The sequence below is a fragment of the Amycolatopsis benzoatilytica AK 16/65 genome (assembly GCF_000383915.1).
Classification (GTDB): domain Bacteria; phylum Actinomycetota; class Actinomycetes; order Mycobacteriales; family Pseudonocardiaceae; genus Amycolatopsis; species Amycolatopsis benzoatilytica.
Genome location: NZ_KB912942.1, coordinates 4,854,990 through 4,868,108, shown reverse-complemented (window position 1 = coordinate 4,868,108; position 13,119 = coordinate 4,854,990). Strand labels below are relative to the sequence as shown.

Annotated in this window: 11 protein-coding genes; 3 read left to right on the top strand and 8 right to left on the bottom strand. The window is 70.0% G+C overall.

What is annotated here, in order from left to right; all coding sequences use genetic code 11:
* Window positions 1–143: 143 nt before the first annotated feature.
* Window positions 144–1,433, top strand: a complete 1,290-nt coding sequence (locus AMYBE_RS0122310; RefSeq protein ID WP_020661611.1) for an IniB N-terminal domain-containing protein — start codon at window positions 144–146, stop codon at window positions 1,431–1,433.
* Between the two features lie 307 nt (window positions 1,434–1,740).
* On the opposite strand, the gene AMYBE_RS42145 is transcribed toward AMYBE_RS0122310, so the two are convergent.
* The 3 genes from AMYBE_RS42145 to AMYBE_RS0122290 all read right to left on the bottom strand — a co-directional run bounded on the left by AMYBE_RS42145 (window position 1,741) and on the right by AMYBE_RS0122290 (window position 4,229).
* Complete coding sequence (locus AMYBE_RS42145) at window positions 1,741–2,553, bottom strand: sigma-70 family RNA polymerase sigma factor (RefSeq protein WP_020661610.1); 813 nt, start codon at window positions 2,551–2,553, stop codon at window positions 1,741–1,743.
* A gap of 218 nt (window positions 2,554–2,771) precedes the next feature.
* On the bottom strand, window positions 2,772–3,134 hold the full coding sequence (locus tag AMYBE_RS0122300) for a DUF5313 family protein (protein WP_020661609.1): 363 nt from the start codon (window positions 3,132–3,134) through the stop codon (window positions 2,772–2,774).
* A 225-nt stretch (window positions 3,135–3,359) separates the two neighbouring features.
* On the bottom strand, window positions 3,360–4,229 hold the full coding sequence (locus AMYBE_RS0122290) for an oxidoreductase (protein WP_027927891.1): 870 nt from the start codon (window positions 4,227–4,229) through the stop codon (window positions 3,360–3,362).
* A gap of 152 nt (window positions 4,230–4,381) precedes the next feature.
* On the opposite strand from AMYBE_RS0122290, the gene AMYBE_RS0122285 reads away from it, so the two are divergent.
* Both AMYBE_RS0122285 and AMYBE_RS0122280 read left to right on the top strand, forming a co-directional pair.
* On the top strand, window positions 4,382–5,569 hold the full coding sequence (locus tag AMYBE_RS0122285) for an amidohydrolase (protein ID WP_027927890.1): 1,188 nt from the start codon (window positions 4,382–4,384) through the stop codon (window positions 5,567–5,569).
* Window positions 5,570–5,757: 188 nt separating this feature from the next.
* A complete protein-coding gene (locus AMYBE_RS0122280) occupies window positions 5,758–7,122 on the top strand; it encodes a serine hydrolase domain-containing protein (RefSeq protein ID WP_020661605.1) in 1,365 nt (454 codons plus the stop codon).
* Between the two features lie 335 nt (window positions 7,123–7,457).
* Here the strand turns inward: AMYBE_RS0122280 and hpaD are convergent, their stop codons facing one another.
* Genes hpaD through AMYBE_RS0122255 form a run of 5 tightly spaced genes read right to left on the bottom strand, consistent with a single transcriptional unit; the run spans window position 7,458 to window position 13,105 of the window.
* The gene (hpaD, locus tag AMYBE_RS0122275; protein WP_020661604.1) at window positions 7,458–8,504 is read right to left on the bottom strand and encodes a 3,4-dihydroxyphenylacetate 2,3-dioxygenase; all 1,047 of its coding nucleotides are present in this window, start codon (window positions 8,502–8,504) and stop codon (window positions 7,458–7,460) included.
* Entirely contained in the window at window positions 8,501–10,009 is a 1,509-nt protein-coding gene (gene hpaE / locus AMYBE_RS0122270) for a 5-carboxymethyl-2-hydroxymuconate semialdehyde dehydrogenase (protein ID WP_020661603.1), read from the bottom strand. Before hpaE ends, hpaD begins: the two co-directional genes overlap by 4 nt.
* Before the next feature lie 2 nt (window positions 10,010–10,011).
* Complete coding sequence (gene dapA / locus AMYBE_RS0122265) at window positions 10,012–10,956, bottom strand: 4-hydroxy-tetrahydrodipicolinate synthase (RefSeq protein ID WP_020661602.1); 945 nt, start codon at window positions 10,954–10,956, stop codon at window positions 10,012–10,014.
* Window positions 10,953–11,672, bottom strand: coding sequence for a GntR family transcriptional regulator (locus AMYBE_RS42140; protein WP_020661601.1), 720 nt, complete (start codon window positions 11,670–11,672; stop codon window positions 10,953–10,955). The genes dapA and AMYBE_RS42140 overlap by 4 nt, the downstream gene beginning before the upstream one ends.
* The gene (locus tag AMYBE_RS0122255; RefSeq protein ID WP_020661600.1) at window positions 11,660–13,105 is read right to left on the bottom strand and encodes a fumarylacetoacetate hydrolase family protein; all 1,446 of its coding nucleotides are present in this window, start codon (window positions 13,103–13,105) and stop codon (window positions 11,660–11,662) included. The genes AMYBE_RS42140 and AMYBE_RS0122255 overlap by 13 nt, the downstream gene beginning before the upstream one ends.
* Window positions 13,106–13,119 lie beyond the last annotated feature (14 nt).

Genomic DNA, 13,119 nt, shown 5'->3' with positions numbered 1-13,119 from the left:
CCGCGGACCCGGGTGACCCCCCGATGGCGGGTATTCGGCTTAGTCCTATCTTCGGAAAAAGCGCCGCCGCAACGGGCGGCGCGTCCGTGTTTTCTTCGGACACCCCACCCCGATCCGTTGGTCATTACAGGAGAATACGAACTATGGGCCCGGTGCAGACGCTGCACGATTTCGCGATGAACCTGCTGAACGACCCGCAGTCCCTGGCGGACTACAAGGCTGACCCGCAGGGCGTGCTCAACGGCGCCGGCCTCGGCGAGCTCAGCCCGTCCGACGTGCAGGACATCATGCCGCTGGTGATGGACAGCGCCCCGCTGCCCGCCGCGGTCCCGGCCGGCGTGCCCGCGGTTCCGGCCGCCCCGGCCTCCGTGTCCGGCGCGCTGGACAAGGCGAACACCGCTGCCGAGCCGGTGGCGCACGAGGCGGGCGCCGGACTCGGCGGCCTCCTCGGCAACCTGCCGAACCTCAGCCCGGTCTTCGAGGGCGTCAGCAACGTCGCGGACGAGACCGGCCTGAACACCGTCACGCACGGCGCGCTGGGCGCGGTCTCGGGCGTGCTGGACCACGTCGCCGCCGCGACCCACCCGGCCCCGCTGGTCGGCCCGATCCTCGACGCGGCCGCGATCGACACCCAGAACACCGTGCGCGCCGTGGGCGACCACGTCTTCGACGGCAAGCTGGTCGGCTCCGCCGTGGACGCCACCACCAACCACCTCGGCGACGCGCTGACCTGGAAGGCCGTCGTGGCCGAGACCGCGAAGATCCCGGGCGTCGGCGGCCCGGTCAGCGGCCTGGTCGAGGACGTCCGCGTGGGCGGCTCGCACCTGCTCGGCACCGTGAACGAAGCGATCGGCTCCACCCCGGTCGGCGAGCACGGCGACGTCCGTGCCGACCTGACCCACGCCGCGGGCGACCTGACTTCGGCCGGTGACCTGGCGGGGACCCTGGACCACGCCGCCGGCGCGATCCCGGGCGCCCCGGCGCTGCCGGCCGTGCCGGGCGTCCCGGCGGTGCCGGGCCTTCCGGCGGTGCCGGGCCTTCCGGCCGTGCCGGCTCTTCCGGCGGTGCCGGGTGTCGGTGCGCTGCCGCAGGTTCCGGGCGTCGGTGCGCTGCCGCAGGTCCCGGGTGCGGGCGAACTGCCGCACCTGCCGGCCGCGGTCCCGGCCGCGCCGAACGCGGGCTCGCTGACCCACGCGATCGAGGGCGCGACCTCGCACGCGCCGGCCGTCGGCGCTGCCGCGCACCACGCCGCGGGCGCGGTGCACGACGCGGTCGAGACCGGCGCGCAGCACGTCGCCACCGGCGAGCTGCCGGACGCCACGCACGGCGCGAACGTGCTCAACGAGGTTCAGAACCACGTGCACGACCTGGCCAACGGGCTCGAGTCGCACGCCGGCGCGCTGCACCTCGGGGACATGCACCTGGGTCACTGACCTCATGGTGTGTTGAGGGGGGAAATCTGCGGGCCCGGGCCGAATTTTCGGTCTGGGCCCGCAGTGCGTTCGCGACCGTCCCCGAACATCCCGCCGCTCGGCCCGTCCGGCAGCGCGGTCGCTGCCCAGACGACTCCTTCCGCGCTCTTCCCGGGCAGCGCGGGCACCGTCTTCGCCGCCCCGTTCCGGGTGCGTCGCGGTCTCCTCCCGGATCGCCTGCGTTGACCAGCATCGGCGTGTCTCGCAGCGCATCGGCACGGCGCGCGGACATTCGGTGTCCGGGCAGGAGCCGTCGGTCGAGTCCTCGTCAGCGAGGCTTGGGGACCACCGGCTCGCAGCATCCGGTCATCGCCGGCAGCTCGCGATTGATCTCCGCCAGTTCGGCGGCCACCGAATGGCACGGCGCGCATCCGGTCAGATGCCCGGACAGCAGGCCGGCTCGTCGCGCGGGCAGAGTGCCGCGCAGCCACGCCCCCATCCGGCGGCGGACTTCCTGGCACTGCGGCAAATCCGCGTCCGGCACCTGGACTTGCAGGTACGCCTGCCGCAGCCCTTCCCGGGCCCGGCGGGCCAGCACCGCCACTCCGTTCGGCGAAACGCCGAGCAGCGGGGCGAGCTCGGCCGCGGTGTCGCCTTCGGCGGCCTGCCGCCACAGCACCGTTCGCCAGCGGCCGGGAAGGGTCCGGTAGGCCGACCAGACCAGGCGGTCTTCGGAGCGGGTCACCGCGAGTTCGTCGGCACCCAGGTCCGCCGATGCGTGTTCCGGAACCGTCGCGTAGAGATCGATCCGGTTTTCGTAGCGACTCCAGCGTGCGAACAGATTTCGCATGGTGGCCACCAGGTACGCCGGCGCGTTCGATTCCGGCCCGCCGCCCGCCGCGACCGTGCTCAGCACCCGCGCGAACGCTTCGGCGACCAAATCCTCCCGTTCGGCGGGCTGGCGCACCCATCCGCTCGCGATCCCGCGCATGAGCGACACATGCCGCCGGAACAGTTCGCCGCCGGCTTGGCAATCACCAGCTCGGACGGCGGCGAGCAATTCGGCGTCGGTGCGCGCGTCGTCGTGCCGGTCGGGCGCGGGCACCTGGTTCGCCAGGGTGCTGCCCGAGATTCCGTTCATCGTGCGCCTCCCACCGGGCTGGCCCACACTTCGTCACGCGGGACTACTCAAAGTTACAGGTACATCAGTGTACTCCATATGGCCGCCACCCGTCCGGATCCGCGCCGAGGCTCTCCTTCTTCGGGGTGTTCGTGGCACTGGGGGAGATTGTCCGGAATCTACCGCCGGATCGGCGAGCGAGCCCGGACGCCCGCCGCTCGCCTGGCGGAGCCGGACCGCTACGGCCAAGTCGACGCGCCGCCGCGTTGCTTCCGCACCGCTTTCCCCGTTCCAGGCGGGAATCCGTGCTTCGCCAGCCGGACCTCGGCCAGTTCGTCGGCGCTGGTGACGGTCAGGAAAAGGCTCAGCAACAGGCTGATCAGCAAGGCGGCGACGATCATCAGCGTCGGCATCGGCGTCACGAGCCGCAACACCACGTAGCCCGCGATCAGCCACGGCAGCGCCTCGACGAAGACCCGGAACGCGAACCGGAGCACCCAGGTCTTCGCGGTGGCGTCGTACAGGACCCACTCGCGGTAGACGTCGGGGAGTCTGCCGCCGTAGACGTAGTGCAGCCAGCGCACCGGGCCGGGTCGCTTCATACCCGGCGGGTACCCACCTTCAGCCGGCGTACGCGGTGAGTTTCGCCGGATTCATGATCCAGAACAGTCGCTCGATTCCTTCCTCGGAGGCAGCGGCTCGGGACCGGTCCGGCGGGCGGTGTACCGGCAAGGTGCGAGACGCGGGCAGGACAGCCGCGGTCGTTCCTCGGCAACCGCCGGAGCCGCCGTGGGTGGCAGAGCCGGGCTCTGCCACCCACGGAACCGTCACTCCGCGACGCGGTCCAGTTCGGCGAGCGCGTCGGCGGGCAGTTCCAGGCTGGCCGCGGCGACGTTTTCGCGCAGGTGCGCGACCGAAGACGTGCCCGGGATCAGCAGGATGTTCGGCGACTGGTGCAACAGCCAGGCCAGCGCGACCGCCTTCGGGCTGGCTTCCAGGCGCGCGGCGACCCGGTCCAAAGTGGACGACTGCACCGGGTCGAATCCGCCGAGCGGCCAGAACGGAACGTAGGAGATTTCTTGCCCGGCTAGGGATTCGATGAGCTTTTCGTCGCCGCGGTGTGCGACGTTGTACCAGTTCTGCACGGTGACCACCGGCGCGATCGACTGCGCTTCGGCGACCTGTTCGGCGTCCACGACGCTTACGCCGAGTTCCTTGATCTTGCCCGCCTGGCGCAGCTCGGCGAGCGCGCCGAACGGCTCGGCCAGTGAGCCCGGCACCGGCGAGTGGCCGTCCGCGCCGCCGCCGACGCGCAGGTTCACCACGTCCAGTGCCTCGACACCGAGGTTGCGCAGGTTCGACTCGACCTGTTCGCGCAGCTGCTCGGGCGAGCGTTCGTGCACCCAGCCGCCCTTGTCGTCGCGGACCGCGCCGACCTTGGTGACGATCTGCAGGCCGTCGTAGGGCGCGAGGGCTTCGCGGAGCAGCTCGTTGGTCACGTACGGGCCGTAGAAGTCCGCCGTGTCGAAGTGATTCACGCCCAGGTCGAGGGCGGTGCGCAGGACGGCGAGCGCTTCGTCGCGGTCCTGCGGCGGCCCGAACACGCCGGGGCCGGCCAGCTGCATCGCGCCGTATCCCATGCGGGCGACGGGCTGCCCGGCCATCGAGAATGTTCCGCCGAGGCGGTTGTCGGTCATTTCCTGTCCTTTCCCGCCGCGGCGGATCGGTTTCCCGTCGCGGCCCTCGACCATGGTGCTAGCCGCCGGGAAGCGCGGCCAGTACCCCGCCGGTCCTGGGAGTGTCAGGGCCAGGTTCGACGCCAAGTCGGCCCATTTGGTATACCATTTTGGTGGCTACTCTCACTGTGACCGGCGTGCGCCCCTGGGGCGGCGAGCTCTCCGACCTGGTCCTCGACGGCGACCTGATTTCCGGGATACGCCCGGCCGGCTCGGCCCCGGTCGAGGGCGAGGCGGTCGACGGCGGCGGGCACCTCGCGCTGCCCGGGTTCGTCAACGCGCACGCGCACGTCGACAAGAGCTGGTGGGGCCAACCGTGGGTGTCCTACGGCGGCGTCGCTAGCACCGAAGGCCGGATCGCGCACGAACGGGCCGAGCGGGACAAGCTGGGCATCCCCGGCCTCGACGGGACCGAGGCGGTGCTGCGCGAATTCCTGCGGCACGGCACCACGGCCACCCGCACGCACATCGACGTCGACCTGGGCCTGGGCCTGCGCGGCATCGAGATCGCCCGCGAAGCGGCGGCGCGGCTGGACGGCGCGGTGGCGATGGAGATCGTCGCCTTCCCGCAGGACGGGGTGCTGCGCCGGCCGGGCGTGCTGAAGCTGCTGGACCAGGCAGCGGCGGCCGGTGCCGGGTGGATCGGCGGGCTGGACCCGGCGGGCATCGACCGGGATCCGGTGGGGCAGCTGGACGGGCTGTTCGACATCGCCGAGCGACGGGGCGTCGGCCTCGACATCCACCTGCACGACGGCGGCGAACTGGGCGCGTTCCAGTACGAACTGATCGCGGACCGGACACTGCGGACCGGGCTGCGGGGCAAGGTCACGGTGTCGCACGGGTTCGCCCTCGGGGAGCTGCCGGCGGCTCGGCAGTCCGCCTTGGCCGACCAGATCGCGGCGGCCGGGATCTCGCTGGCGACGGTGGCGCCGGTGCGGACCGCGCCTTTGCCGTGGGGCGAGCTGGCGGCACGCGGGGTGCCGGTCGGGCTGGGGACCGATGGCATCCGCGATTTGTGGTCGCCTTATGGAGACGGGGACGTGCTGCGAGTCGCGCAGGGGTTCGCGCGGTTGCACGGGCTGCGGACCGACACGGACCTGACGGCCGCGGTGGAGCTGGCCACTCGTCGCGGCGGGGCGTTCGTGGGGCGGGAGAAGCATGATCTCGTGGTCGGGGGCCGAGCCGATCTGGTGCTGATCGACGCGGAGAACGTGCCGGACGCGTTGATGCGGGTGCCGGTCCGGTCGTTGGTGGTTTCCGGCGGGCGGATTGTCGCCCGTGGCGGGGAAGTGCTGGTCTGAGGGCTGGGGCGGTTCGGGTTCGAGGCCGTGAGCGGAACATCGGACCCCCAGTTCCCTTCACCGCAGTTGGCGGGCAGGCTTGGCTGACGCCTGTTCGCGCGGCGGTTCGTCCCGGTGTTCAGGGGGCGGGCGTTAGTTCGTTCCGGAGGACGAACTTTTCCGCGTTTTCGCGGGCTACGTTGCGGGCTATGGACAAGCTCGACGCATTTCGCAGGCTGGAGCAGCAGCTGCCCGCCCTGCTGGAACAGCACGGAGTCCCGGCGGCGGCAGTCGCGGTGGCGGTCGGCGACGAGACGGCGGTCGCCGCCGCCGGGGTGCTCAACCTCGGCACCGGCGTCGCCGCCACGACCGATTCGGTCTTCCAGATCGGCTCGATCACCAAGGTGTGGACGGCGACGCTCGTCCTGCAGCTCGTGGACGAGGGCCTCGTCGATCTGGACGCGCCGGTCCGGCGGTACCTTCCCGGTCTGAAGCTGGGCGACGAAAAGGCCGCGGCGGCGATCACCGTGCGGCAGCTGCTCAGTCATACCGCCGGATTCGAGGGCGATCTGTTCACCGACACCGGGCCTGGCGACGACGCGGTGGAGAAGTTCGTCGCGACGCTCGACGGGGTCGCGCAGCTCTTCCCTCCGGGCGAGCTGTTCTCCTACAACAACGCGGGGTACGTGGTGCTCGGCCGGCTGGTCGAGGTGCTGCGCGAAAAGCCTTACGACGACTGCCTTCGCGACCATCTCGCACAACCGCTCGGCCTGACGCATTTCTCGCCTTCGGCGAACGACGCGATCCGGTTCCGTGCCGCGATCGGGCACCTCGAACCGGAGCCCGGCGCGGATCTCGTGCCGGCGCCGTTCTGGTCGATGTTGCGGTCCAACGGCCCGGCCGGGTCGATGCTGGCGATGACCGCCGAGGATCTGCTGGCGTTCGGGCGGATGCATCTCGCGGGCGGCGGCGAGGTGCTCAGCGCCGACAGCGCGGCGGCGATGCTGCGGCCGCAGGTCACGTTGCCCCGGCTGGGGATTCTGGGCGACAAATGGGGGCTCGGCTGGGAACTGTTCGACACGCCGAGCGGGCAGGTGCACGGCCATGACGGCAACACGATCGGCCAGGCCGCGTTCCTGCGTCTCGTGCCGGAACACAACGTCGCCGTGGTGCTGCTGACCAACGGCGGCAACACGGTGCCGCTGTACGCCGACGTCGTTCCGGTGCTGGTCAAGGAACTCACCGGGGTGGAGCTGCCGTCGCTGCCGCGGCCGCCGGCCGAGCCGGTGTCGTTCTCGGCCGACCGGTATCTCGGCACGTACGCCAGCGAGGTAGGGGATGTGGTGATCTCGCAGGACGACGAAGGCCGGATCTGGAGTGAGGATCGGCCGAAGGGCAAGGCGGCGGAATTCGGCTCCGGGTCGAAGGTGGAGCTGGTCGGATGGGCCGAGGACTCGCTGATCCTCAAAGAGGCGCACAGCGGCTTCTACCTGCCGTTCGTGTTCCTGGGCGACGACGGTTCCGGGCGGGCGGCGTATGTCCACTCCGGACGGGCCACGAAGCGCGCCGGGTGACGCGGCGGGGTCTCGGCAGTCCGGAAAGGACTGTCGAGACCCCGGCGAGAACAGCGTCGCCGGGCTGACGCCGCCGTTCCCGGCGGGTTCGGCCGAAGGCGACCCGATGCCGGGCCGGATCGACCGGCCGGCCTGAAACGGACGGCCCGCCGCGGAACTCCCACGCCTCGGCTTCACGTCGCGCCCGCGATCTGTGCCGGGCCGGGATCTGGCCGAGCGAGGTTCGAGTCGGCGTAGCCGCACCGCTCCATCGAAGTGCCGCCGCAGTTGTCCGTGAAGGGCCCCTTGAGAGAATCTAAGTCCCGGAAGGGGCCCTTCACGGAGAGGGCCGGACCTCAGACCTGTTCGCCCAGCTTGAAACCCTGCTCGTCGGCGCGGGTGTAGGAGAACCCGTCCGCGCCGATCGTCACGTCCATTTCCTTCGTCGCCGTGCGCTCGATCACCGGCTGGAGCTTCCCGTCCAGGTCGAGCACCCGGGACGCTTCGGTGTACCAGCTCGGCACCACCGGGTTGCCCCACCAGTCGCGCCGCTGGTTGTCGTGCACGTCCCAGCTGATCACCGGGTTGTCCGGGTCGCCGGTGTAGTAGTCGTGGGTGTAGATCTCGATCCGGTGGCCGTCCGGGTCCCGCACGTAGAGATAGAACGCGTTCGACACGCCGTGCCGTCCCGGGCCCCGCTCGATCCGGTCCGATTCCCGGACCGCGCCGAGGTGGTCGCAGATGTGCAGGATCTGGTGCCGCTCGTGGGTCGCGAACGCGAGGTGGTGCAGCCGCGGGCCCGCGCCGCCGGTGAGCGCGACGTCGTGCACGGTCGGCTTGCGGAACATCCACGCCGCGTACACCGTGCCCTCGTCGTCCACGATGTCTTCCGACACCCGGAAACCGAGGCCCTCGTAGTACTTCCGCGCGGCAGGCACGTCCGGGGTGTTCACGTTGAAGTGGTCCAGTCGCGAGAGCGCGCCCGCGCCGTGCACGTCGTAGCGCTGGGTGAAACGCTCGACGTGCTCGGCCTCGTAGAAGAATTCGACCGGGAAGCCGAGCGGGTCGAGAATACGCACCGCTTCGCCGATTCCGCGAGTCGTCCCGGCCGCGACGCGGCGCACCTCGACGCCGAGTTCCCGGTAGTACGCCTCGGCGACGTCAAGTTCGGCCTCGCCGCGCACCCGGTACGCGAGCACGGCCAGCGCCGGCTCCGCGCCCTTGCGCAGAATCAGCGAGTGGTGCAGGTATTCCTCGAACGCGCGCAGATATATCGCGTCGTCGTCCTCGTAGGTCACGACGAGGCCGAGCACGTCCACATAGAACTCGCGCGACTTGGCCAGGTCGCTGACGATCAGTTCGGCGTAGGCGCAGCGGATGACATCAGGTGGCGTGGTGTTCATGCCTTGTCCTTCCCGGCTCCGAAGCGCGCGGTGTGCACGTCGCCGAGCGTGATGTGCACGGCCTGCTGCTCGGTGTAGAAGTCGATCGAGCGGTAGCCGCCCTCGTGGCCGAGGCCGGACGCCTTGACCCCGCCGAACGGCGTGCGCAGGTCGCGCACGTTGTGCGAGTTCAACCAGACCATTCCGGCCTCGATGCCCTGTGCGAAGGTGTGCGCACGCGTCAGGTCGGCCGTCCAGACATACGCGGCCAGGCCGTATTTGACGTCGTTGGCCATCGCGAGCGCCTCTTCGTCGGTGTCGAACGGCGTGATCGCCACGACCGGGCCGAAAATCTCTTCCTGGAAGATCCGAGCATCCGGCTTTACGTCGGCGAAGACCGTCGGGGCGACGTAGTTCCCGGTGTCCAAGCCCGCCGGGCGACCGCCGCCGGCCAGCAGTTTTCCTTCGCTCTTCCCGATTTCGACGTAGCTCATCACCTTCTCGAAGTGCTCCGGGTGCACCAGTGCGCCGACTTCGGTGGCCGGGTCGTGCGGGTCGCCGACGACGATGTCGCGGGCGCGCTCGGCGTAACGGGCGCAGAACTCGTCGTAGATCGGGCGTTCCACGAGGATCCGGCTGCCCGCGGTGCAGCGTTCGCCGTTGAGCGAGAAGACGCCGAACAGCGTCGAGTCCAGTGCCGCTTCGAAGTCCGCGTCGGCGAACACGACGGCGGGGGACTTGCCGCCCAGCTCCATCGACATGCCCTTGAGGCCGAGCGCGCAGTTGCGGAAAATCGTTTCGCCGGTGGTGGTTTCGCCGGTGAACGAGATCAGCCGGACGTCCGGATGCTTGACCAGCGCGTCGCCTGCTTCCTCGCCGAGCCCGTTGACCAGGTTGAACACTCCGTCCGGAACGCCCGCCTCGCGGAAGATGTCCGCCCACAGGCTCGCCGAAAGCGGCGTGAACTCGGCTGGCTTGAGCACCACCGTGCAGCCGGACGCCAGCGCTGGCGCGAGCTTCCAGCTCTCCAGCATGAACGGCGTGTTCCACGGCGTGATCAGCCCGGCGACGCCCACCGGCTTGCGGTTGACGTAATTGATCTGCTTGCCGGGCACCTGGTAGGCGTCGTCGGCCTGCGCGACGATCAGGTCGGCGAAGAACCGGAAGTTCTCCGCCGCGCGCTGCGCCTGGCCGAGCGCCTGGGTGATCGGCAGGCCGGTGTCGAAGGTTTCCAGCTCGGCCAGCCGCTTGTCGCGGCTCTCCACCAGATCGGCGATCTTGTTGAGCACCCGGGCGCGCTGGCGCGGCGCCATCCTCGGCCACGGACCGTGGTCGAAGGCTTCCTTCGCGGCGGCGACCGCGAGCGCGATGTCCTCGGCCTTGCCCGCCGAAGCCGTCAGGTACGGCTGGTTCGTGACTGGGTCGAGCACCTCGAAGGTGTCGCCTGAGACGCTGTCGGCGGGGGCGCCGCCGATGTAGTGGCGGAGGTGTTCTGGCAGGTCGTCCGGAACGTGGTGCGCGGTCATGGTCAGTTTCCTTCCGCGGTGAAGCCGTCGACGGGCGAGAGGTACTGCTCGCCTTGGCGCATCAGGTCGGCGATCCGGGCCAGCCCGGGTTCGGTCGGGGTGATCAGCGGCGGGCGCACGTAGCCGGACCGGATGAGGCCGCGCTGCTCGAGCACCCACTTGCCGGGGGCCGGGTTGGTCTCGACGAAGAGCAGGTCGACCAGCGGATGCAGGCCGTAGTGGATTTCGCGGGCCCGGTCGAAATCGCCTTCGGTCCACGCCTGGTACATCTCGGCGCTGGCGGCCGGCGCGATGTTGGCGGTGGCGCTGACGAATCCGGCGCCGCCGAGCGCGAGCAGCGGCAGGCAGAGCAGCTCGATGCCGGACCAGACGAGAAGTTCCTTGCCGCACAGGTGCAGGACGCGGGAGAAGTGCTCGAAGTCCTTGGTGGTCTCCTTGATCCCGACGAAGTTGTCGAAATCGCGGAACAGCCGCGCGACGGTTTCCGGGGCCAGGTCGACCGACGTCCGGCTCGGCACGTTGTAGGCGACGATCGGCAGGTCCGGGAATTCCTTCGCGACCGTGGCGTACCAGGCGTAAAGCGCTTCTTGGGTGGGCCGCGCGTAGTACGGGGTGATGATCAGCGCGGCGTCGACGCCGGCGTCGCGCGCGGCGGAGGTGAGTTCCAGCGTCTCGTCCAGCTTCGCGGAACCAGTGCCGGGCATGAACGGCACCCGGTCGTCGACCGCTTTGGCCACGGTGCGGATCGACTCGGCGCGTTCGGCGACGGTCATCGCGCCGGGCTCGCCGGTGGAGCCGCCGATCGAGACGCCGTGCGAACCGGACGCGATCTGCCAGTTCACCAGGTTCGCCAGGCTTTCGTGATCGAGCTCCCCGGTGCTGAGGAACGGGGTCATCAGCGGGGCGATCGAGCCGGTGATGGCGCTCGGGGTGCTGCGGAACCTCATGCGGTGCGGTCCTTCCGGGTGGCTTCGGGCAAGGTTGTTTCGCGCGCGGTCGCGCTGGACGCGGCGGCCCGGCGGTCGAGGTAGGCGTCGAGGGTGGCGGTGCGGTGCCGGCGGGCGGCGATTTCGAGTTCGAGCGGATCGGCGTGCTGCTCGATCAGGACGAGGAGCTGTTCGTGTTCCTTGACCGATTCGTGCGCGCGGCCCGGGACGAAGCTGAAGGTGGAATCGCGGAGCGCGGCGAGCCGGTGCCAGCCGCGGTGGACCAGGTCGAGCACGTGCGGGTTGGGGCACGGTTCGAAGAGGACCGAGTGGAATTCCTGGTTCAGTTCGGTGAACCGGTGCGGTTCGAAGCTCTCCAGCGACTGGCGCATCTGCTCGTTGATCGTGCGCGCCCGTTCGATGTCCGAAGAGGACAGTCTGGGCGCAGAGAGGGACGTGGCGAAACCCTCTACCAGCGCCAGGGTTTGCATGGTGTGCTCGTAGGCGGTCTCGTCGACCATGACCACCTGAGCGCCGACGTTGCGCTCGAACGTGACGAGTCCTTCGGCTTCCAGCAAGCGGATCGCTTCGCGCACCGGCACTACGCTGACGTCCAGTTCCTTGGCGATCTGGCCGAGCACCAGCCGGTAGCCGGGGCCGAACGTCCGGTTGGCGATGCGTTCTTTCAGCCACCGGTACGCCCGTTGCGACTTGCTCTCTCCGGTTACCGGTGCCACTGCGCGTACCTGGCTTTCCAGTGGTCGTTCATCGGGTACAAGCCGTCGACGCTTTCCCCTGCCGCGACCTGCTCGGCGATGAACGTTTCCTGGCGTTCCTGCTCGACGGCCGCGTCGGCGATGGTCTCGACCAGGTGCGGCGGAATGACCAGGACGCCGTCGGCATCACCGACGATCACGTCTCCCGGCTGGACGGTCGCGCCGCCGCAAGCGACAGTGACGTCGGTGTCCCAGGGAACGTGGCGGCGGCCGAGGACGGCCGGGTGCGGGCCGGCGTGGTAGGTCGGAATGTCCAGCGCCGCCACGGCATTGAGGTCGCGGACGCCGCCGTCGGTGACGATCCCGGCCGCACCGCGGACCTGGGCGCGCAGCGCGAGGATGTCGCCGACCGTGCCGGTTCCCTTTTCTCCTCGGGCTTCCATCACGAGGACGTCGCCGGGGTGGAGGGAGTCGATCGCGCGTTTCTGGGCGTTGTAGCCGCCGCCGTGGGACTTGAAGAGGTCTTCGCGGAAGGGGACGTAGCGGAGCGTCCTCGCGCGGCCGATGAGTTTGGCGTCCGGGCGAGTGGAGCGCAGGCCGTCGATGGAGACGGCGTTGTAGCCCCTCTTGCGGAGCTGGGCGGAGAGGGTGGCGGTGCCTACGCTGGCGAGCTTGGCTTTGAGCTCGTCGGTGAGGGCGAAAGCCGGCGGGAGACCAGCGGATTCCCTGGTGCCGTAAGCCTGTTCGCGTTGGTTGTCGTCGGTTTTCGGCTGGGCGGTGTATTCCGGCAGCGGCGTGGCGCCCTCGGCGACCGGGGTGACCAGCCGGCCGGTCGTCTGGTCGTCGTGGCCGACTTCGACTTCGACGACGTCGCCGGGCTGCACGACGGTGGAGCCGGCCGGGGTGCCGGTGAGGATGACATCGCCCGGTTCGAGGGTGATGAGCTGGGAGAGGTCGGCGACCAGGGTGCCGAAGTCGAAGATGAGGTCCTTCGTCGTGTCGTCCTGGGCGAGCTCGCCGTTGACCCAGGTGCGGAGCCGGAGGTTCTTCGGGTCGATGCCGGCGGCGGGGAGAACGTCCGGGCCGAGCGGAGTGAAGCCGTCGCCGCCCTTGGAACGGAGGTTCGAGCCGCCGTCGGCGTACCGCAGATCATATACGCCGAAGTCGTTGGCAGCGGTGACGCCGGAGACGTGGGACCAGCCGTCGCCCGGGGTGACGCGCCGTGCCCGCTTGCCGATGATCAGGGCGATCTCGCCTTCGAAGGCGAGCAGTTCGGTGCCGGCCGGACGCTCGATCGGGGTGCCGGACGAGCTGATCGAGGTGGCCGGTTTGAGGAAGTACGAGGGTTTTGCGGGGGTGCGGCCACGTTGTTCGGCGCGGGAGGGGTAGTTGAGATGAAGCGCGATGACCTTGCCCGGGCGTTCCGGCGGGGTGCGGCTGGACGAGGGGTGCATAGCGGTGACCTGCC

Excerpts from the sequence above, each read along its gene's own strand:
- AMYBE_RS0122310 (WP_020661611.1), top strand. The coding sequence starts at position 144 with ATGGGCCCGGTGCAGACGCTGCACGATTTCGCGATGAACCTGCTGAAC.
- AMYBE_RS42145 (WP_020661610.1), bottom strand. The coding sequence starts at position 2,553 with ATGAACGGAATCTCGGGCAGCACCCTGGCGAACCAGGTGCCCGCGCCC.
- AMYBE_RS0122300 (WP_020661609.1), bottom strand. The coding sequence starts at position 3,134 with ATGAAGCGACCCGGCCCGGTGCGCTGGCTGCACTACGTCTACGGCGGC.
- AMYBE_RS0122290 (WP_027927891.1), bottom strand. The coding sequence starts at position 4,229 with ATGACCGACAACCGCCTCGGCGGAACATTCTCGATGGCCGGGCAGCCC.
- AMYBE_RS0122280 (WP_020661605.1), top strand. The coding sequence starts at position 5,758 with ATGGACAAGCTCGACGCATTTCGCAGGCTGGAGCAGCAGCTGCCCGCC.
- hpaD (WP_020661604.1), bottom strand. The coding sequence starts at position 8,504 with ATGAACACCACGCCACCTGATGTCATCCGCTGCGCCTACGCCGAACTG.
- hpaE (WP_020661603.1), bottom strand. The coding sequence starts at position 10,009 with ATGACCGCGCACCACGTTCCGGACGACCTGCCAGAACACCTCCGCCAC.
- dapA (WP_020661602.1), bottom strand. The coding sequence starts at position 10,956 with ATGAGGTTCCGCAGCACCCCGAGCGCCATCACCGGCTCGATCGCCCCG.
- AMYBE_RS0122255 (WP_020661600.1), bottom strand. The coding sequence starts at position 13,105 with ATGCACCCCTCGTCCAGCCGCACCCCGCCGGAACGCCCGGGCAAGGTC.